The organism is Candidatus Rubrimentiphilum sp. (assembly GCA_035710515.1).
Taxonomy (GTDB): domain Bacteria; phylum Vulcanimicrobiota; class Vulcanimicrobiia; order Vulcanimicrobiales; family Vulcanimicrobiaceae; genus Rubrimentiphilum.
Genome location: DASTDE010000001.1, coordinates 358575 through 377377 on the forward strand (window position 1 = coordinate 358575; position 18803 = coordinate 377377).

Annotated in this window: 18 protein-coding genes; 13 read left to right on the plus strand and 5 right to left on the minus strand. The window is 61.1% G+C overall.

From position 1 onward, the window contains the following. Positions 1–42 precede the first annotated feature (42 nt). Positions 43–1161 (plus strand): hypothetical protein, encoded by a 1119-nt coding sequence (locus tag VFO29_01810; GenBank protein ID HET9392248.1) that lies wholly within the window; start codon positions 43–45, stop codon positions 1159–1161. Here the strand turns inward: VFO29_01810 and VFO29_01815 are convergent. Then, positions 1158–1367 (minus strand): hypothetical protein, encoded by a 210-nt coding sequence (locus VFO29_01815; GenBank protein ID HET9392249.1) that lies wholly within the window; start codon positions 1365–1367, stop codon positions 1158–1160. The two genes, VFO29_01810 and VFO29_01815, sit on opposite strands and share 4 nt — an antisense overlap. Here VFO29_01815 and VFO29_01820 point away from each other — a divergent pair. From VFO29_01820 to VFO29_01835, 4 genes are read left to right on the plus strand one after another with little or no spacing between them, the layout of a single operon-like run. Further along, positions 1281–2852, plus strand: coding sequence for an ATP-binding protein (locus VFO29_01820; protein ID HET9392250.1), 1572 nt, complete (start codon positions 1281–1283; stop codon positions 2850–2852). The genes VFO29_01815 and VFO29_01820 overlap by 87 nt on opposite strands. A gap of 38 nt (positions 2853–2890) precedes the next feature. Next, on the plus strand, positions 2891–5470 hold the full coding sequence (gene secA, locus VFO29_01825) for a preprotein translocase subunit SecA (protein ID HET9392251.1): 2580 nt from the start codon (positions 2891–2893) through the stop codon (positions 5468–5470). An 18-nt stretch (positions 5471–5488) separates the two neighbouring features. After that, complete coding sequence (locus tag VFO29_01830) at positions 5489–5659, plus strand: hypothetical protein (protein ID HET9392252.1); 171 nt, start codon at positions 5489–5491, stop codon at positions 5657–5659. Positions 5660–5671: 12 nt separating this feature from the next. Further along, positions 5672–6040: a hypothetical protein gene (locus VFO29_01835; GenBank protein ID HET9392253.1), complete on the plus strand. Its 369-nt coding sequence runs from the start codon at positions 5672–5674 to the stop codon at positions 6038–6040. On the opposite strand, the gene VFO29_01840 is transcribed toward VFO29_01835, so the two are convergent. The 3 genes from VFO29_01840 to VFO29_01850 are packed head-to-tail and all read right to left on the minus strand — an operon-like array spanning position 6037 to position 8496. After that, a complete protein-coding gene (locus tag VFO29_01840; GenBank protein ID HET9392254.1) occupies positions 6037–6219 on the minus strand; it encodes a hypothetical protein in 183 nt (60 codons plus the stop codon). The two genes, VFO29_01835 and VFO29_01840, sit on opposite strands and share 4 nt — an antisense overlap. Positions 6220–6242: 23 nt before the next feature. Continuing rightward, positions 6243–7724, minus strand: a complete 1482-nt coding sequence (locus VFO29_01845) for an aspartyl protease family protein (protein HET9392255.1) — start codon at positions 7722–7724, stop codon at positions 6243–6245. A 28-nt stretch (positions 7725–7752) separates the two neighbouring features. After that, positions 7753–8496 carry a hypothetical protein gene (locus VFO29_01850; GenBank protein ID HET9392256.1) on the minus strand — a complete coding sequence of 248 codons (744 nt, stop codon included), beginning with the start codon at positions 8494–8496 and terminating at the stop codon, positions 7753–7755. A 174-nt stretch (positions 8497–8670) separates the two neighbouring features. On the opposite strand from VFO29_01850, the gene prfB reads away from it, so the two are divergent. Beyond that, positions 8671–9678 carry a peptide chain release factor 2 gene (prfB, locus tag VFO29_01855; GenBank protein HET9392257.1) on the plus strand — a complete coding sequence of 336 codons (1008 nt, stop codon included), beginning with the start codon at positions 8671–8673 and terminating at the stop codon, positions 9676–9678. After that, positions 9645–11078: a DUF2079 domain-containing protein gene (locus tag VFO29_01860; GenBank protein ID HET9392258.1), complete on the plus strand. Its 1434-nt coding sequence runs from the start codon at positions 9645–9647 to the stop codon at positions 11076–11078. Before prfB ends, VFO29_01860 begins: the two co-directional genes overlap by 34 nt. Here the strand turns inward: VFO29_01860 and VFO29_01865 are convergent. After that, a complete protein-coding gene (locus VFO29_01865; protein ID HET9392259.1) occupies positions 11017–11988 on the minus strand; it encodes a glycosyltransferase family 9 protein in 972 nt (323 codons plus the stop codon). The genes VFO29_01860 and VFO29_01865 overlap by 62 nt on opposite strands. Positions 11989–12015: 27 nt before the next feature. Between VFO29_01865 and VFO29_01870 the strand changes: the two genes are divergently transcribed. From VFO29_01870 to ppdK, 6 genes are all read left to right on the plus strand, one after another. Beyond that, positions 12016–12342 carry a heavy metal-binding domain-containing protein gene (locus VFO29_01870; protein HET9392260.1) on the plus strand — a complete coding sequence of 109 codons (327 nt, stop codon included), beginning with the start codon at positions 12016–12018 and terminating at the stop codon, positions 12340–12342. Beyond that, positions 12339–13022, plus strand: coding sequence for a uracil-DNA glycosylase (locus tag VFO29_01875; protein HET9392261.1), 684 nt, complete (start codon positions 12339–12341; stop codon positions 13020–13022). Before VFO29_01870 ends, VFO29_01875 begins: the two co-directional genes overlap by 4 nt. Positions 13023–13030: 8 nt before the next feature. Further along, entirely contained in the window at positions 13031–14128 is a 1098-nt protein-coding gene (gene rlmN / locus VFO29_01880; GenBank protein ID HET9392262.1) for a 23S rRNA (adenine(2503)-C(2))-methyltransferase RlmN, read from the plus strand. Continuing rightward, positions 14115–14558 carry a hypothetical protein gene (locus VFO29_01885; GenBank protein HET9392263.1) on the plus strand — a complete coding sequence of 148 codons (444 nt, stop codon included), beginning with the start codon at positions 14115–14117 and terminating at the stop codon, positions 14556–14558. The genes rlmN and VFO29_01885 overlap by 14 nt, the downstream gene beginning before the upstream one ends. Before the next feature lie 232 nt (positions 14559–14790). Further along, entirely contained in the window at positions 14791–16137 is a 1347-nt protein-coding gene (locus VFO29_01890; protein ID HET9392264.1) for a glycine--tRNA ligase, read from the plus strand. Further along, a complete protein-coding gene (gene ppdK, locus VFO29_01895; protein HET9392265.1) occupies positions 16134–18803 on the plus strand; it encodes a pyruvate, phosphate dikinase in 2670 nt (889 codons plus the stop codon). The genes VFO29_01890 and ppdK overlap by 4 nt, the downstream gene beginning before the upstream one ends.

The window sequence follows — 18803 nt, forward strand, 5'->3', positions numbered from 1 at the left end:
CGCGCTGCGGGTATCCTGGGAAGCCACCCCTCTAGGAGAAGTATGCTGCGTCGCTCTTTCCCCGGACTGATCTTTGCCCTGGCATGCGGTGCCGTGTTTGCCGCGTGCGGCGGCGGCGGGGGGTACAACACCGTCCCCTCAAGCGGCGGCGTCCCCGGGATTGGGCCGAACTTTGTCACGGGCACACTCTACGTGACCAACACGACGCAAAACGTCGTAGAGCTCTATACGCCGAGTCCGGCGGCAGCCGCGACGCCGCAATACGCGATCGGCGGCTCGAACACGCAGCTCAACGGACCGCAGTACGCGGCATTCGACAGTTCGACGCGGCTGTACACAACGAATTACAATCCGGGAACACAGGCCGCCGCTATTAACGTCTACGCGCAGTTCGCCACCGGTAACGTGCTACCGTTCGCAACAGTGAGCGGTCCGGGAACATTGCTCGATCAGCCGCACGGCATCGCGCTCGTGAGCGACGGAACGCTCGTTGTGGCCAACACGTCGGCGACCGGAGCCTTTACGAGCGCCATTCTAGTGTTCACACCGCTAACGTCGGTCTCGGCGCCGGGGCTGTCGGTCGTTATTGCGGGCAACCTCACGCAGCTGAACAGTCCCAATGGCGTTGCCATCGATTCGACCAAAAGAATTTTCGTGACCAACCGCGGGAGCGGCTCGGTGACGGCGTACGTCATTCCGACTCCGACGCCCGTTCCATCGACGACGCCGACGGCCACGCCGACCACAAATCCGTCCGCAAGTCCCTCGCCGACGCCGACGCCGATTCCGTTCAACAGCAACGTGGCGCCGAGCGTCGTAATCGCCGGAGCTGCCACGGGGCTGATCGCGCCAACCGGGATCACCTTGGATGCGAACAACGTAATCTACGTGACCGATCCCGACAACGGCAATCCGAGCGTCCGGATCTTTGCAGCCGGAGCGAACGGAAACGTCGCGCCGACGCGCGTCATCGCGGGCGCGCTAACCCAACTTTCGAATCCTCTTGACGTGAAACTGGACGCGGCCGGAAACATCTACGTGACCGATGCGGGGGCGAACAAATTGTTGATCTTTGCTCCGGCAGCCAATGGAAATGTCGCGCCGATGGTCGCGATAGCGCTGCCGGTTGGCAGCGTCACGGGGCTCGCGCTATCGCCCTAGAGCGTCGTGCGCCGGCCGCCGACCGCGAAGCCAAGCTGAATGCCCTGCTTGCGCTCATCAACGAACGCGCCGGCCACATCCTCGACCGCAAACGCATCGTCGAATCCCTGAGTGAAGACATCCGCGCCGCGTTCGGCGCGGCTCGCGCCGTCATTTATGGGCGAGACGATGCTCCCGGTTTTGCGCGCGTGCTGGCGCAGGCGCAAAAAGACCGCGTCGGCACACCGATGCCGGCCACCGTGGAGATCGCGCAAACCTGGCTGGACGACGTTTTCAAAGGGTCGGTCATCACGCGAGCGCGTGCGACCGACGATCCGCACGATGGCCTGATGCGCGCCATGAACGCCGGGTCTGCCTTGATCGCACCGTTGATTATCGAGGGGCGCGTCGAAAACGCAATCGCGCTTCATTTTACGGAGCCCAACGCGTTTGACGAAATCGATGCGCTCTTGCTGCGCTCGGTGGCATCGCACGTTGCGCTGGCATTGGCCAACGTCCAAGTGTACGAACTCGAACGTCTGCGCAGGGCGCGGGCCGAGTCGCTGGAGCGCGTCGTGCGGATGCTGCGAGACACGCGCACGGTCGAAGAAGTCGTTCTCGTTTTTGCCGTTACCGTTTCACACGAGGTGAAGGTCGCGTGCGCCATCTATGAGGTCGATCGCACGGCCGCGATGCGGCGCGCGGTGCGAACGCTCGAACCGGCGCGTGCCGGTATGCCGGTGCGTTTCGATGCCTCGCACCTTTTGCCGATGCTCGAGCGCGGCGATCTGACGCTCTCCGAAAAATTGCCCGACACCGAACGCAAACGTCTTTTCGGCAGCAACAGCGGAGCGGTGGTGCCGCTGCGGAGCGACGAAAACGTTTGGGGATTCATACTCTTCATGGACTCGCCCGGAGCTTTCGATTGGCAAGACGTTGAGCGCCGCGTCTATTTGCGCACGCTCGCCTCGCATCTGGAGCTCGCGCTTTCGGCCGCGATCGGTTTCGAGCGAATTCAACAGCTGGCCCGCGCGCTCTCGGAAAGCAACGAATTCAAAGACGACCTGCTGGCGATGCTGGCCCACGACTTCAAAGGTCCGCTCACCGTCATCGCGGGCTATTGCGAACTCTTGCTCGAGAACGCGCCCGCGGCCGTGCACGAAGAACTCGAAACGATCTACTCGCAGACGCAGCGGCTGGTGCGGCTCTCCGAAGACGCGGTCGCGCTGGCGCAGACGCAGGCCGGCGGTTTTTCACTCGACCGCTCGATTCTCGACTTGCGCGAAGTACTGGAGGAGAGCGTGAAGGCGCGCAACCGCGCCGAGGATCGCATCCGCTTTGAAGCTTCGAAGGAGCCCGTGCCCGTTTCGCTGGATCCCGGGCGTTTTAATCACGTGCTGGATAACTTGCTGATGAACGCTCTGAAGTATTCGGACGGCGAGGTGCTCGTGCGGGTAAGCCGGGGCGACGACAACGCCACCATAACCGTGGTCGATCGCGGGATCGGCATCCCCAAAGACGAGCTGGCCCAGGTTTTCACCCGGTTCGGCCGCGCCAGCAACGCCCGGCGCAAGGGCATCTCCGGCTCGGGAGTGGGCCTGTATGTGAGCCGGAAGATCGTGGACGTCCACGGCGGCAGCATCGCGGTCGCCTCGACCGAGGGCCGGGGAAGCACGTTCACGATTACCCTGCCCCTGGCCGAGACCCGCTAGAGCAACCCTCGCGCGCGACGAACGGTACTAAGACAGGCATGTCAATTCTCAAACTTTTCGACGGCAACGAACGAGAGATCGGCCGTCTGCGGCGCACCGTCGCGCAAGTCAACGCGTTCGAGCCGGCGATTTCCGCGCTTTCGGACGACGAGCTGCGCGCAAAGACGCCGTACTTCCGCGAGCGTCTAGCCGCCGGCGAGTCGCTCGACGCCATGCTGCCGGAGGTCTTCGCGGTGGCGCGAGAGGCCGCCAAGCGAAGCGTCGGCATGCGCCACTTCGACGTGCAGATCATGGGCGGCGAGGTTCTCTACGAAGGCCGGATTGCCGAGATGAAGACCGGCGAAGGCAAGACCTTGGTCGCGACGCTGCCGGTCTATGCGCGCGCGCTCGAAGGCCGCGGCGTGCACGTCGTAACGGTCAACGATTATTTGGCCAAGCGCGACGCCGAGTGGATGGGACCGATCTATGAGGCGCTCGGTTTAACTGTCGGCGTCATTCAGCACGATCTCGAACCCGCGCAGCGTCGCGCCGCCTACAATTGCGATGTCACCTATGTGACCAACAACGAAGTCGGATTCGACTATCTGCGCGACAACATGGCGTGGCAGGTCGAAGACATGGTGCAGCGCGAGCAGTACTTCGCGCTGGTAGACGAAGTTGACTCGATCCTCGTCGACGAAGCGCGCACGCCGCTCATCATCAGCGGCCAGGGCACCGAGCCGACCGAGTTGTACGAACAGTTCGCGCAGATCGTTCCGCGGATGAAGAAGGGCGAAGATTTTACCGTTGACGAGAAAGCGCACGCCGCACCGATCACGGAAGCCGGCGTCGCCAAAGTTGAGAAGATGCTCGGCGTCACCAACCTCTACGATCAGCGCAACATCGAACTTACGCACCAACTGAACGCGGCGCTCAAGGCATGGAATCTCTTCCACCGCGACCAGCAGTACATCGTCAAAGACAACGAAGTGATCATCGTTGATGAGTTCACCGGACGCCTCATGTACGGCCGGCGCTACTCCGACGGCATCCATCAAGCGATCGAAGCCAAGGAAGGCATCAAGGTCCGCAGCGAGGACCAAACGCTGGCCACGATCACGTTCCAGAACTATTTCCGTTTGTATGAACGGATCGCGGGCATGACGGGTACCGCGAAGACCGAGGAGCGCGAATTTCGGGATATTTACGGGCTCGACGTCGTCGTCATTCCGACGAACATGCCGATGATTCGCAAAGACAACTCCGACATCGTTTACAAGACGGAGCAGGCCAAGTTCAAGTCTGTCGTTGACGAGATCATCGCCGAGCACGAAAAGGGCCGGCCGGTGTTGGTCGGCACGCGCTCGATTGAGAAGTCCGAGATGCTCGCGGCGCAGCTGCGGCGGCGCGGCGTCGAGTGCAACGTCCTCAACGCCAAGTATCACGCTCAGGAAGCCGAGATCATCAAGGATGCCGGTCAGGGCAGCCAGGTGACTATTGCCACGAACATGGCGGGCCGCGGCACCGACATCAAACTCGGCGACGGCATCGCACAGATCGGCGGCTTGCACATCATCGGTACCGAGCGGCACGAGTCGCGGCGCATCGACAACCAGCTACGCGGCCGTTCCGGACGCCAAGGCGATCCGGGTTCGACCCGGTTCTACGTCTCGCTCGAGGACGAGGTCATGCGTCTGTTCGGCGGCGAGCGCATGACCAATATCATGGAGCGCGTCGGCTTCTCCGACGAAGCGCCCATCGAATCGGGTTTGGTGACCAAATCGCTCGAACGCGCGCAGAGCAAAGTCGAAGCGCACAACTACGAGATCCGCAAGCACGTCCTCGAGTACGACGACGTGATGAACAAGCAGCGCGAGGTAATCTACGGGGACCGGCGCGCGATTCTGCGGGGCACGTTCGATTCACGCGAATTCATGCTGCAAACATTGGAAGCTAAGGTCGACAGCGCGGTGCAAGGCAATGCGCCCGAGAACGCGCATCCCAGTGACTGGGATCTTGAGGAGATGATCAACGAACTCGAGTTGATTTTTCCGATTAAGCAGTCGCTGTCGGTTACGGACATCGAGAAAAAGGACCGCGAAGAGATCCGGCGCGTGCTGCATGATAAAGCGCTCGAAGCATATGAGGCTAAAGAGGCTGAGGTAACGCCCGAAATTCTGCGCATGGTGGAGCAGCGTTATCTGTTGTTGCCGATCATCGATCGCATGTGGGTGGATCATCTTTATGTGATGGATCACCTCAAGAGCGGCATCGGCCTGCGCGGCTATGGCCAGATCGATCCGCGTGTTGAGTACGAAAAAGAAGCGTACGAAATATTCGAGGACCTCAAGAGCAACATTGCCGACGAAGCGATCAAGGGCGTATTCCGCGTCGTGATCGAGGAAGGGCCGCCGCAAGGCGCACAAAGCAATGGCCTGCCCGGCAGTCCGTCGCTCGAGCCGATTCCGTCCGGCCAGATGATTCCTCAGCCTGCGCGACCCCGCGCTTTGCACACGAATCGCGACGACGAAACGCCGACTCAGCCCGTGCATCGCGCCGATCGCAAAGTCGGACGCAACGAACTCTGCCCGTGCGGCAGCGGCAAGAAGTACAAGAAATGTCACGGAGCCGCGGCTTAGCTGGCGAAGGATTCAGATATGGAAAAAATCAGGATAGAACAGCACAGCGCGACCGGCTTACTCTGGTTCGCAGGCTGGCTCTTCACGATTGGATTTCTGCATCTGTCGTTTTGGAGCGGCGTGTTAGCGCTTGTCTTATGGCCATTCGACCTCGGCATCTACTTTAGCTCGACGCGTAATGCGCCGTAACGGCGTGGCGGGATGACGGTTCTCTTCGCGTTTCTCCTGGCTCAAGTGGCAACGCCTGCGCCCGCACCGGCGGCTCCGCCCCTAACCACAACGTGGCCCGCACGCATCGAGATATCCGCTCCCTCCGCTACAACTTTTGCGCGATTTAACCACGAAGGTTTCGGTTCAATTCTGGTAGGCATCAAGTGCGACGGCACCAAGACTCCGATAATCCCGCCGACACCCGACATCGATGCCGACCTGAAAGCCGTGTTGATGCATTTCGTCGACGCTATAACCGTGACGGCCGGAAAAGATTGCGAGACCACGATTTACCTCGTCCGCTTTGAAGTACCGAGCGGCTCCGTTACCGAGGTCGAGCTCCCGCCACCGCCCGGTTAGGTCAAGTGTGGCTTCGGGCGGTACTCTAAATCCTCGGGCGGGAAGCGGTGCTCGATTAGCTCGCCGTCCTCTTTTTTGTAACGAACGATGACCGTGCGGGTGTCCGGCTCGATGACCTCACCCATAATGTTCAGCGGCCTAATGAACACATGATCGCCGCGCTCCAATTTCGTGGACACATGAACCTACTTTTCGATCGGCGCTATGCCGGCTTGATGTAAAGCTGCCGCTTGGCGTAGTTGAAGTACAGTTGGTATTGCGATAGCACGTCACGGCCCAAAATCCCGTCGTAGTCGCTCAAGTTGAAGGTCGAGGAACTCGGGACGAAAACCATGGCGTCGCCGAAATGAATCCCGCCGAATTTGAGGTCGGTCAGCTGCTTGAGCTGGGCGGGGACGGTCCCGCCGATCGCGTTCAGGCTCACGCCTTCGTCGAGCGGCTGAGCAGACTTCAGTTTTTTTACGTACGTGTCGTAGGCGACCGTACCCGTGGCCCCGGTGTCGACCAAGAAAAAGCCCGGGACGCCCTCGAACGACGCCTGAACGCGCGGCACGCCGTCGTCCATCTGAAGCGGCAGTGTGGCCATTCCGAGAGCGTGCGGGTCGAACGAATCCGGATAGAGCGTCACCGTCGATTTTTGAAAGTCGATCCCGACGATCGACGAAGCGATGAAGTCGCAGCCTAAAATGCCGACGATGCGCACGCCGTCCGTGTAATAGTTCATTGGGATAACGCTGAACGCGACGTCATGCAGTTTTAGCGGACCGACGTCGAGCTCGGGGATGCGGGTCCGCGATACGTCAACTTCGCCGCCGATCGTCTGATTCGATCGTCCGTACGTCGTCAGACCCAGTTGGTGCGCGACGCCGGGATCGATCGCCAAGCCGCCGGCGCCCGAGTCGAGCAAGAAATCCAGCCCGCGGCCGTTGACGGTCACGCGCACGATGATGCCGCTGCGCCCGAACGTTGCGGGAATGGAAAGCGGTTTGTCGATCGTGTACAGTGGACGCGACGTCGGCATAGCGACCGGCGCGCTATTTGCGGGCGCTTGTTCGAAGGACACCGTTTCGGTGACCGTGTCGTTCTGGGGACGGCCGTCGTAGCTGTGAATGCGAAATGGACGCAAGCTTCCGAAAACGGACCGGTAATCGCTGAACTCCGTTACGTGCTGGTGAAGATCGGCGTCGAACGTTATGAAGCGGTCGACCAGAAATGTCTTCGCGTCGTAGTAGCGGACTTGGTCGCTTCCTCCCGGCGGATTCGCCTCGATTACGTATTCTTGCGGCTGCGTTCGAGTCAAGCCCAGAACCGAAACGTGGTAGTCGGGATTCTCCGGATGCAACAGCGCTTGCGTGTTGGGATCGACGTATCTGCGAAAATCGCTGCGCAGGAGTACCACGCCGTTTTCGTCTTGATTCCAGCCCTGGCCGTTGTACACGCCGGAAGCGGTCGTGTACATCGGAGCTTGTACGATCGCAATGGAGTTGGGTCCGTCGATGTGGGTCGTGCGCACGCGTTCGATCCCGCCGCCGCGAATGCGATCGACAATGACATAACGCCCTGGCGCGAGCGTCCCGCGTGCCGTCCTGCCCCTGGCCACGATCTCCGGTGCGCTCAGATTCGCGGGCAAGTATTGGTCTGTGGCGCTTGCGGCGCCGGCGCAGACCATGAGGAGGCTTGCCACTATGAGCAGACGCCTCATGGCGTAGAGATTAAGGGTGGCGCACTAAATCCCCGCCCAGTTGAACCGCCTGCGCCGCCACGGAGACGTCCACGCCCGGGCCGCTATCGCGCAGGGTCGTCGTAATGCTTCCGCCCGATTCGTTCGTCTCCGAGATGACGACCGAGCCGTCCGCATTGCGTACGACGCTCTCGCTCCGCCCCAGCTGCAAGCTTTGCCCGGCTGACAAGAGCGTGGACTTGCCGTTACGCGTGATGCGGGCCTGGCCGTGGTTGTCGAGCGAGACCTGGGTCGCGCCGAAGTTCGTTGTGACCGCCGCTCGCCGGTTAAAGGTCACGCCGTTCGCGTCGGGTCGCGTGACCTCGGTCGCGATCTGAAAACCGCCGCGGAACGAATTGGAATCCAGCAAGTCCGGATGGTCGTCCATGCTGTCGAAGCGCGCCTGCTGCGTGCCCGTGCCCGTCGTACCGTCAAAGGCGAGATGCGGGTCGCCTTGCGACGATCCTTGGGCGCTGTTGAAGAACGGCTGCGCGCTCGCTCCGAGCGCGGACATCAGTTGCTGCAGCAGGTTCATGATCTGCGAAAGGATCGCGCCCAGTCCGCCGGCCGCGCCGGCCGTTGAAGGCCATGACGGAAATGGTGACCGCCGGATTTTGTCCATGTGCCCCGCGTTCCAGGCCGAGGGCCGGTCCGGCGCGCCCGCGACGGCGTCGCTTCCGATAGAATCGTCAATCGCGCCGCCGATGAGCGATGCGATGCTCTGTTGGATCTGCATACTCTCCTCCGTGTGCATTCATTCACGCGAAAGCCGCGCGATGGAAAGGGCCGGCCCCAACATCGCAGAAGGGCGCGAAAATGAGCGACTCGCAGCTCACTGCAATCGGCCGGCTCTCCGAGCGTCTCGTGACGCTCAAGGAGCGTCTTTGACTATGCCGGCAAGACGCGGCTGATCAGCGAGCTCGACGCCCGCACGCGCAGCGAGGATTTTTGGAGCGATCCCGAGCCCGCGCAGCGCACCATGAAGCAGCTTTCCGAACTCCGCGATGACGTCGATGCGATGGATGCGATCTCGCGCGCCCTCAGCGAGGCGCGCGAACTGCTCGCGCTTTTTCCGGAAGACGACGCCGCAAGCAAAGAGGTCGAAGTGAACCTCGCGCTGGCCGAGCAGCGGCTCGACGACGCCGAGATGGCGGCCAACTTCGACGGCGAGTTTGACGCGCACAATGCCATCGTGAGCATCTTTGCCGGCGCCGGCGGAGTGGATGCCGCCGACTGGACGCAAATGCTTACCCGAATGTACCTGCGCTGGGCTGAAAGCAAAGGCTTTTTGACGCACGTCGTGGATGAATCGCCGGCCGAAGAAGCCGGCCTGAAATCGGTGACCTTTTTTGTCCGCGGGCGCAACGCGTACGGAATGATGGAGAGCGAGCGCGGCGTGCACCGTCTGGTTCGCATCTCGCCGTTCGACGCGGCGCACCGCCGGCATACATCCTTCGCTGCAGTCGACATTATTCCGGAAATCGAGACGGGCGAAAACGTGCAGGTGGAGATCAATCCCGAAGATCTGCGCATCGAAACCTTTAAATCGGGCGGCGCCGGCGGCCAGTACGTGAACAAGACCGAGTCCGCCGTGCGCATCATCCACGAACCCAGCGGACTGATTGCGGCCTCGCAACAGGAGCGCTCGCAAGCCCAGAACCGCGACGTAGCCATGAACATTCTGCGCGCAAAACTCGTGCAGCGCGAATTGGAGTCGCGCGATAAGCGTTTGGCCGAATTACGCGGCGAGCGCAGCGCCAACGAGTGGGGGTCGCAGATCCGTTCCTACGTTTTGAATCCGTACCAACTCGTCAAAGACCATCGCACCAACGTCGAGACTGGCAGTACCGCCGCCGTACTGGACGGCGAGATCGACACATTCATTTGGCCGTATCTGCAGCAGCGGCGCGACCGCTAGATCGTCCCGGCAGTCTGCGCGACGGCGTGCTTTGGGGCGCCGTCGTCGTTTACGCAGTTGTGTTTTTTGCGCTGGGTTACATCCGGTATGCGGGGCATCGCAATTTCGTCGACCTCGGCATCTTTGCGCAAACCACGGCCAGCGCGTTCGGCTGTTTCTGCAATCCGATCGAAGGCAGTCACTGGGCCTTTCATTTTTCGCCGATCCTCTACGCGGTCGGTGCAGTTGTAGCGATTTGGCATTCGGCGCTGGCGCTGGTGGCGGTGCAGGCGATCGCAGGGGCGTTGACTGCACCGCCGATCTATGGAATCGTCCGGCGTTACGCGGATCGCAAGACTGCGCTGCTCGCGGCGTTCGTCGTGCTGCTCTATCCGCCGCTGGCCGGAGTCACGTTCAACGACTTTCACGAAAATGGTTTAGCGCCGGCCGCAATCGCCTGGCTGTTATGGGCGTTCGACGGCGGCTATGTCGTTGCAACCGTAGTATTCGCTGCTCTCGCGCTTGCGATTAAAGAAGACCAAGCGCTGTTTTTGACCGTTGCAGGGCTAATCGGCGCGTCGAGCTATCGGCGGGACCACCGGCGAATGCGTTTGGCGCTCGGCATTGCGATAGCTTCAGCCGTGGTCTTCGTGGCGTACTTCGCACTCATTCAGCCGCACGCGAACGCCAATCCCAATTGGGCCCCCACGCGTTTTTATAGCTGGCACTGGAGCCTCTGGGGCGGATTAGCTTCTGCCATTGCGAGCGCATTGGGCCAACGCGCCGGTTATTTGTTGCTCGCTTTCGTTCCGCTGTTATTCGTACCGTTCCGCAGTCGCGCCATCGTTCTCGCGATTCTGCCGCTACTCGAAGTGCTGAGTTCTGTGATGCCGACGACGTTTACGATGGGATCGCATTACGCCGGAGCTTGGATTGGGTATGTGTTTTTTGCCTTCGCGCTCGGAATAGCGTCTATCGCGCGCTCTAACACGCGCCGCGCGCACGTCCTATTGTATTGGTGTATCGGTTTGTGTGCGCTCGAGTTCGTAGTCGCGGATCCGCTGCACCCGGGATACTTTCTGCATGCGCCTGCCGCCCGGGATGCGCGGCTCGACGGGTTCTTGGCTGGACTTCCGCCCGACCTAAACGTCGCCACGCAAGAAGAAGCGTATACGCACCTCGCCGCGACCGATCCGAATGCAACGCTATTGCCTGAGGGGTCGCAGAGCTCCGTGCGCGCTTGCTATTTGCTGACCGACACCGACTTTCCGGACTCCGTTCGACTGAATGAATCGCGCGAGCTCGTTGGGTTATTGACGAGCAGCCAAACCTACATCACGGCGCGGCGCGACGGCGGCATCACCCTTTATAAGTCGCGGCTGTGTCGCGGAGCAGATCTTCCAACGCATCCGCCGCGATGACCGGCCACGCGCCTTCCAATTTCACGACGCGATAAGGCGACGCCCACGGCGACCAGCGGGCGGTCTGCAGGGCGAAGTTCTGGACGGCGAACACCGCAACAGTAGGAGTTCCGACCATTCCGGCTACATGCACCGCGCCCGAATCCGGAGCGACGATTGCTTTGGCCGAGGCGATAGCCTCTTTCCAAGGCTCGAGCTCGGCGAAGTATTCGATCGAAACTCCGGCGGCTTTGGAAAACTTCTTAGCGTAAGCGCGTTCGACTGCGGCAGAGATGAAGCGGATCGTGTGACGCGCGCTCAGGGTGCGGGCGAGCGCGACGAGATCGTCGAGCGATGCTCCCATGCGATTCCATTTGTCGGTGACTTGCAAGACGACGCGGTCGTCCGGTGCAGGTTCGGAATCGATCACGAAGGGGCGCAGGCGAGTGGGATCGCGGGGCACGGCGGAACCTCCGACGATGTCGCGTCCGAGCGAAAACAGCACCTGACTTTCATGCGGAGCGCGTGGATCCAGCCCCGCCGTGCGGTGAACCGTGCTCGTGCAGAGCAATCGCGCCCATAGCGTTTTCAGCGGCTTGCCCCAGCCGTTCTCGAACCCAATGCGCCGGCGCGCCCCGCTCACGCGAGCTAGCTGGTAGCCCGCAAGATCCTCCGTGGCAATCAGCGCATAGTCGTAGTGCGCGGCCGCCAGCTCGCTGCCGAGCCGCGCGATTTCTCGGCGCGCTTCGGGCGAGCTGTCGCGCAACGGAAACGTGGCAACGTGCACCGCATTGACCGCGTCCTTCGAAAAAACGCCGGCGTTCGCCGGCCGCAAAACGACGTCCACGCTCGCGCCGCGCTCGCGCAGTGCGGCGATTAAGGGCACGAGCGCGAGCGCATCGCCAATCGCATCCAGACGGACGATAAGCACCGATGGGGAAGAGTTCACTTCAAGCCAATGATTGCCAAAGAGAATCTGGTAACCCTGGATGCGCCCGACGGCTTTCGGGTCGCGAGCAGCCTGGGACGGGTAACGGGCTCCGCCAGCCGTCCGCACAGCATGCTGCGCGCGACCTTCCGCAGCATAGGCGCGTTCATCGGCCTCGCACCGATCGAATACCTGACCGACGCCGAGCGGGCTCGCGAAGAAGCGCTTGAGTCGCTGCGCAGCAATGCTTCGGCGCTGGGAGCGGACGCGGTTATCAAGATTCGGTTCGACGCGGTCGAGGATGAGGGCGGCGTGACGGCTGTGATGGCGCACGGCGAAGCGGTTCGCCTGCAATGAGTTTGGAAGACCGCGCGCGGCGCGAACGCGCGCTCGAAAAATTCGCAGCCGTCGCGGCCGCATGCCGGAAATGCCAGATCGGCTACGAGCGGCGCAACAACGTGTATGGCGAAGGCGATCCGTGCGCGCGGCTGATGCTGATCGGCGAAGGTCCGGGTGAGACGGAAGATTTGCTCGGACGTCCGTTTGTCGGACGCGCGGGCGAGCTGCTCGACAAAATGTTGGCAGCAATCGATCTTCCGCGCGAAGACGTCTACATCTGTAACACGGTCAAATGCCGGCCTACCGTTGAAGAAGGCGGTAAACTGCGCAACCGCGCGCCGATGCCGATCGAGATGACAAACTGCCGCCCATATTTGGACGAACAAATCGAAATCATTGCGCCGCAAGTTATTCTGGCGCTGGGCGCGCCGGCAGCTAAATCGTTTTTGGGCGCCACGTTCAGCATCACGCGGTCGCGTGGCCTCTGGTTCGAGGGGCCGAACGGCATTCCGTTGATGGCGACGTTTCATCCGGCCTACGTCTTACGCCAGGGCGGCATGGCGCTGACGGAGACAAAGCGCCAGGTCTGGTCGGATCTCAAACAGGTGAGGGCCAAGCTCGATGAGCTACAAGCTCAGGCCGCCAAGCCGAGCGTTCCGGAGCAAGTGGACTTGTTCGGCCCCCGCCCCGTGTTATAATCGCCGCCGTGGCTCGTAATCCTCAAGAGATATGGTTTGCGGAAAAAGTGAGGCGCGCCGGGTTTGCCGATGCGCAGGCCTTCGCGGCGCATTTCAATCTCAAACCGTACCGCCTCGAGCAGATCTATCGCGCAGCCGCCAAAGAGTTGGTTGAAGACGTCGGCGACGTGACGCCGCTGCCCAAAGAGCTGCGCGCGCAGCTGCAGGAAACGGATTTTGCTTTCGATTCGGTCACGCCGGTGCTGGTGCAGCGCTCGAGCGATGGGCAAACGAGCAAGGGACTCTTTCGCCTGGCCGATGGCGCGGAAGTCGAAGCGGTGCTGATGGAGCACTACCGCGATCGCAACACCGTCTGCATCAGCTCGCAGGCCGGCTGCGCCTTCGCGTGCGCGTTTTGTTCGACGGGCCAGGCCGGCTTCACGCGCAACCTGGAGGCAACCGAGATCTTCGACCAGGCGCGCTATTTTGCGCGCGAGCTCGCGGCTAAGGGCGAGCGGATCACCAACATCGTCTTTATGGGCATGGGCGAGCCGTTTCACAACTACGACGCGGTGATGGACGCGGTCGCGCTTCTGCACGATCCGCATGGATTGGGTTTGGGCCATCGGCATATCACGATTTCCACGGTCGGACTCGTGGATAAGATCGATTCCTTTGCCGACGAGCATCTGCAAGTGAACCTCGCAATCTCGCTTCACGCGCCGAACGATGAGATCCGGAGTTCGATGATGCCGGTCAATCGCAAGTTTTCGCTCGAAGAAGTTATGGCCGCGTGCGATCGATATATCCGCAAGACCAAACGAAAAGTCTTCTTTGAGTACGTGATGCTGCGCGGCGTCAACGACTCCGATGAAAATGCACGGGAGCTCGCGCGCCGTATGGCGGGGCACCTTTACCATGTGAATCTAATTCCCTACAACACTACGCCAGGTGCGTCATATGCCGGCACGGATCAGGAGCAGATCTGGCGGTTCGCGGCGATTCTGGAAGCTGCGGGCGTTCCGGTGACCGTGCGCCAGAACATGGGACGCGATATCGCCGCTGCCTGCGGCCAGCTACGCGTGGAAACTCAGCCGAAGGTGCGGAAAGAAAATGCTCCCGTCTGAACTGACGCTGGTGCCGGTATCGCTCGCCCAAGTCCTTTCAAAGGACGGGAATAGAAGCGCGAAAGACTTCTTCGATTTTGTCATCGACGGCATTTCTCTACGAGAAGTGTTGAAAACTGATGATGTTGCCGTCCTTAGCGATCAATGGGACAGCAGCGATTTTGCGCGTCAGCTCTTAAGCGAAGCTTCCGGCGATCAGCGCCTTGAAGGCCGAGCGCAGATCTACGGCTGCCGCGAGTGCCTCGACATAGAATGCGGCGGCATTGCCGTCAGCGTCACGCGAGTCGGCGATCGCGTTCGCTGGGAGACCTTTGCAAAGTTCTGGCCCGATTATGAGTACGATCGCTTCACATTCGAGCCGGTCCTTGCCGGGCGCTACGAGTTTGACTTGTCGCAGTACCGCGGGACGTTACAGCGCTTTATCGGCTAACCGCGCTACAACAAAGACGAGGCGCCGCATCACTGCAGCGCCTCGCGCGTTTCGATGTGTTGTCGGAATGATACCCCTAGCGATCCGACGGTAGCACATCTCCTACGGCTTCGCAACAACTGAGTCGTCGCGGCTGGAGCGCCCGGGAGCCCCAGCACTGCTCTGTCACGCGGTGGGGCGTTTTTGGCAACGGCAAAGGACGGTTTCGCTTCCTGACCTAAACTCGGGGCCAATGGAGAGCGGACCTTCCGGTGCACAAGCTTCGATGGAAGAGATCGCGGCGCTCGCGAAGCGCCGCGGCTTTATTTTTCAATCCAGCGAAATCTATGGCGGCATTGGCGGCTTCTATGACTATGGGCCGCTGGGCGCGATCCTCAAGAATAACGTAAAGCAGGCGTGGTGGCGCGACATGGTCGATCTGCGCGACGACGTCGTGCCGTTCGACTCGTCGATCATTATGCATCCCACCACGTGGGAGGCATCCGGCCATCTCGAGGCGTTCAACGATCGCATGGTGGACTGCAAAGTCTGCAAGCACCGCTTTCGCGCCGATCAACTCAAGAATCGCGAGCAGTGCCCGGATTGCGGCAGCAAAAACTCATTCACTGAAGAGCGCAATTTTAATTTGATGCTGCGCACATTCGTGGGCCCGATGGAGGACTCGGCTGCGGCGGCGTATTTACGTCCGGAGACGGCTCAGGGCATCTTCGTGAACTTCAAGAACGTTTACCAGAGCGCGCGCAAGCGCCCGCCGTTCGGCATCGCCCAGATCGGCAAAGCCTTTCGCAACGAGATCACGCCCGGTAACTTTACCTATCGGTTACGCGAGTTCGAACAGGCCGAACTCGAGTACTTCGTTCCGGATGACGGCCAAGATCTCAAACATTTCGAAGAATGGGTGCAGCTGCGCAAGGGGTGGTACTCGAAGTACGGCATTAACGCCGAGCGTCTGCGGTTTTACGAACTGACCGCCGACGAGCGTCCGCACTACGCCAAAGCCGGCATCGACGTCGAATATCTCTTTCCGTGGGGTTGGGGCGAGCTCGAGTCGATCGCGCATCGCGGTACGTACGACCTCGACGCGCACATGCGCGTGTCGGGTAAGGATCTCCGGTTCTACGACGAGGCGAGCAAGACGCACTACACGCCGCTGCTGATCGAAAGTTCGGCCGGCATGGACCGCACGACGCTGGTCATGCTGATCGATGCGTACGAAAAGGAAAAAGCCGTCGACCCGGCCGGCAAAGAAACCGAACGCATCGTCCTGCACTTCCATCCCAGCATCGCTCCGGTGCAGGCCGCCGTGTTTTCGCTCGCGCGCAACAAGCCGGAGCTCGTGGAACTCGCTCGCTCGATCGAGGCGCGGCTGCGTCCGCTGTTTCGCACGCAATACGATGAAGGCAACATCGGGCAACTCTACCGGCGCCAGGACGAGATCGGAACGCCGTTCTGCCTGACGGTGGATTATGAAACCTTAACCGACAAGGCCGTCACCGTGCGCGAGCGCGACTCGATGAAGCAGGAGCGCGTCCCGACAGAAGCGCTTGAGGCCTATTTGCGCGAACGTCTGATCCGATGACCGTTTCGAACGCACTGGAAAAACCGATCTGGTTTTTTGAAGAGGGCAGCGCCGAGATGCGCGACTTGCTTGGCGGCAAGGGCGCGGGCCTGGCGGAGATGACGCGCGCCGGGCTGCCGGTGCCGCCGGGCTTTACCATCACCACGCAAACGTGCCTGCAGTACTACGACCTTGGACGCCGCGAGCCGCCGGGTTTGGAAGACGGCATCAAATCGGCGATGGCCGAATTGGAGCGCCGCACCGGCAAAGGTTTTGGCGATCCGGCCAATCCGCTGCTCGTCTCCGTGCGTAGCGGCGCGCGTGCGTCGATGCCAGGCATGATGGACACGATCCTCAATCTCGGCCTCAACGACATTACGGTCGAAGGATTGGCAAAGCTTTCGGGCAGCGACCGTTTTGCGTGGGATGCCTATCGCCGTTTTGTCATGATGTTTTCGAGCGTCGTGCTCGGCGTCGAAAAGGACTTGTTCGAAGAGCGCATTGCGGAACGAAAGAAAAAACTGGGTGTTTCGACCGATCCCGAGATCGACGCGAAGAACTGGCGTGAGCTGGTCGCGGAGTTCAACGAAATCGTTCGCAAGCACGGACAGCGCGAATTCCCGCAGGACGTTCAAGAACAACTGAAGCTTGCGATTAACGCAGTGTTCGATTCCTGGTATTCCAAACGCGCGACCGACTACCGCCGCTACAATAAGATCCCCGACGATTGGGGCACGGCCGTAAACGTAGTGGCCATGGTCTTCGGAAATCTCGGCGACGACTCGGGCACGGGCGTGGCATTTACGCGCGATCCGAACACGGGTGAGAAGAAGCTCTTTGGCGAGTACTTACGCAATGCGCAGGGCGAAGACGTCGTCGCCGGCATCCGGACGCCCGAGAAGATCGCCGACCTCCAACGCTCGCAGCCCGCGGTCTACGACCAATTCGTCGACATCGCCGATAAACTCGAGCGCCACTATCGCGATGTCCAGGATCTTGAATTTACGATCGAGCGCGGCACGCTGTACATGCTGCAGACGCGCAATGCGAAACGCACGGCAGAGGCTGCCGTCCGGATCGCGCTCGACCTCGTGCGGGAAGGCGTAATCGAAAAACGCGAGGCGCTGGGCCGCGTCAGCGCCGCTTCATTAGATCAGCTCTTTCATGCACGCATCGATCCGAAAGAGAAGTACGAAGTTGCCTGCAAGGGTTTGAACGCGTCGCCCGGAGCGGCCGCCGGGCAAGCCGTCTTTGACGCCGACACCGCCGAGAGTTGGGGAACCGCGGGCAAAGCTGTCGTCCTGGTGCGCGTCGAGACGAATCCCAACGACGTGCACGGCATGTTTGCCGCGCGCGGCGTGCTGACCGCAAAGGGTGGCGCGACGTCGCACGCTGCCGTCGTCGCGCGCGGAATGGGCAAGCCCTGCGTTGCCGGTTGCGAAGCGCTGCTTATCGACACGGCCAAAAAGCGTGCGACCCTTGGAAAGGCCGCGATAAAACAGGGTGATTGGATCACGATCGACGGCACGACCGGGGACGTCATCGCAAGCGAACTCAAGCTGATCGACCCGCCGTCGCAGTTGCCGGATTGGCTAGCCACGTTCTTGAGTTGGGCCGACGAGGAGCGCAAGCTCGAGGTTTGGGCCAACGCCGATACGCCGCCGGATGCGATCAAGGCGCGCGAGTTGGGCGCCACCGGTATCGGTCTCTGCCGCACGGAGCATATGTTCATGCAGCAAGAGCGGCTGCCGATCGTTCAGGAGATGATTCTCTCCGACACGCCGGAAGCGCGCGCGGAAGCGCTTGCCAAATTGTTGCCGTTCCAGCGCGAGGACTTTCTCGGAATCTTGGAAGCGATGCAGGGCCTGCCGGTAACGATCCGGCTGCTCGACCCGCCCCTGCACGAGTTTTTGCCCTCGCTTCAGGACCTGTTGGTCGAGACGACCGAGCTGCGTTTAAAGAAGGGCAAGAAGTCGTCGAAGTACTTAAAGAAAATGGCCGTGCTCAAGCGCGTGCAGCAGTTGCACGAGCAAAATCCGATGCTCGGCTTGCGCGTCTGCCGGCTGGGAATTCTCTACCCGGAGATCTACGCGATGCAAGTGCGCGCGATCTTCGAAGCGGCTTGCGAATTGAAGAATCGCGGCATCAACGTCCGGCCGGAAGTGATGATTCCCGGCGTCGGCACCAAAGAAGAGATGCAGTTTACGGGCGACGCCGCGCGCGCGGCTGCGGAAGAAGTGATGGCCGAGCGCGGTGTGAAGGTTCCTTATCACGTCGGCACGATGATCGAGTTGCCGCGTGCCTGCACTGTCGCGGACGAGTTGGCCGAACATGCCGAGTTCTTTTCGTTCGGCACCAACGACCTGACGCAGACGACGTACGGCTACAGCCGCGACGATGCCGAAGCGTCGTTTATTCCGCGTTATCTCGAGCTCAAGATCCTCAAAGACGATCCGTTTCAGGTGTTGGACCGCCAGGGCGTCGGTTCGCTGATGCAGGACGCCGTGCGCCGCGGGCGGGAGAAACAGAAGGATATGAAGATCGGCATTTGCGGCGAGCACGGCGGCGATCCGTCGAGCGTGGCATTTTGTCACGGCCTCGGGTTGAACTACGTTTCGTGTTCGCCATACCGCGTGCCGATCGCGCGTCTCGCCGCCGCGCAAGCCGCGCTCGGTTCTCTGAAGTAA

Excerpts from the sequence above, each read along its gene's own strand:
- VFO29_01835 (HET9392253.1), top strand. The coding sequence starts at position 5,672 with ATGACGGTTCTCTTCGCGTTTCTCCTGGCTCAAGTGGCAACGCCTGCG.
- secA (HET9392251.1), top strand. The coding sequence starts at position 2,891 with ATGTCAATTCTCAAACTTTTCGACGGCAACGAACGAGAGATCGGCCGT.
- VFO29_01830 (HET9392252.1), top strand. The coding sequence starts at position 5,489 with ATGGAAAAAATCAGGATAGAACAGCACAGCGCGACCGGCTTACTCTGG.
- VFO29_01875 (HET9392261.1), top strand. The coding sequence starts at position 12,339 with ATGAGTTTGGAAGACCGCGCGCGGCGCGAACGCGCGCTCGAAAAATTC.
- ppdK (HET9392265.1), top strand. The coding sequence starts at position 16,134 with ATGACCGTTTCGAACGCACTGGAAAAACCGATCTGGTTTTTTGAAGAG.
- VFO29_01890 (HET9392264.1), top strand. The coding sequence starts at position 14,791 with ATGGAGAGCGGACCTTCCGGTGCACAAGCTTCGATGGAAGAGATCGCG.
- VFO29_01885 (HET9392263.1), top strand. The coding sequence starts at position 14,115 with ATGCTCCCGTCTGAACTGACGCTGGTGCCGGTATCGCTCGCCCAAGTC.
- VFO29_01810 (HET9392248.1), top strand. The coding sequence starts at position 43 with ATGCTGCGTCGCTCTTTCCCCGGACTGATCTTTGCCCTGGCATGCGGT.
- VFO29_01870 (HET9392260.1), top strand. The coding sequence starts at position 12,016 with ATGATTGCCAAAGAGAATCTGGTAACCCTGGATGCGCCCGACGGCTTT.
- VFO29_01850 (HET9392256.1), bottom strand. The coding sequence starts at position 8,496 with ATGCAGATCCAACAGAGCATCGCATCGCTCATCGGCGGCGCGATTGAC.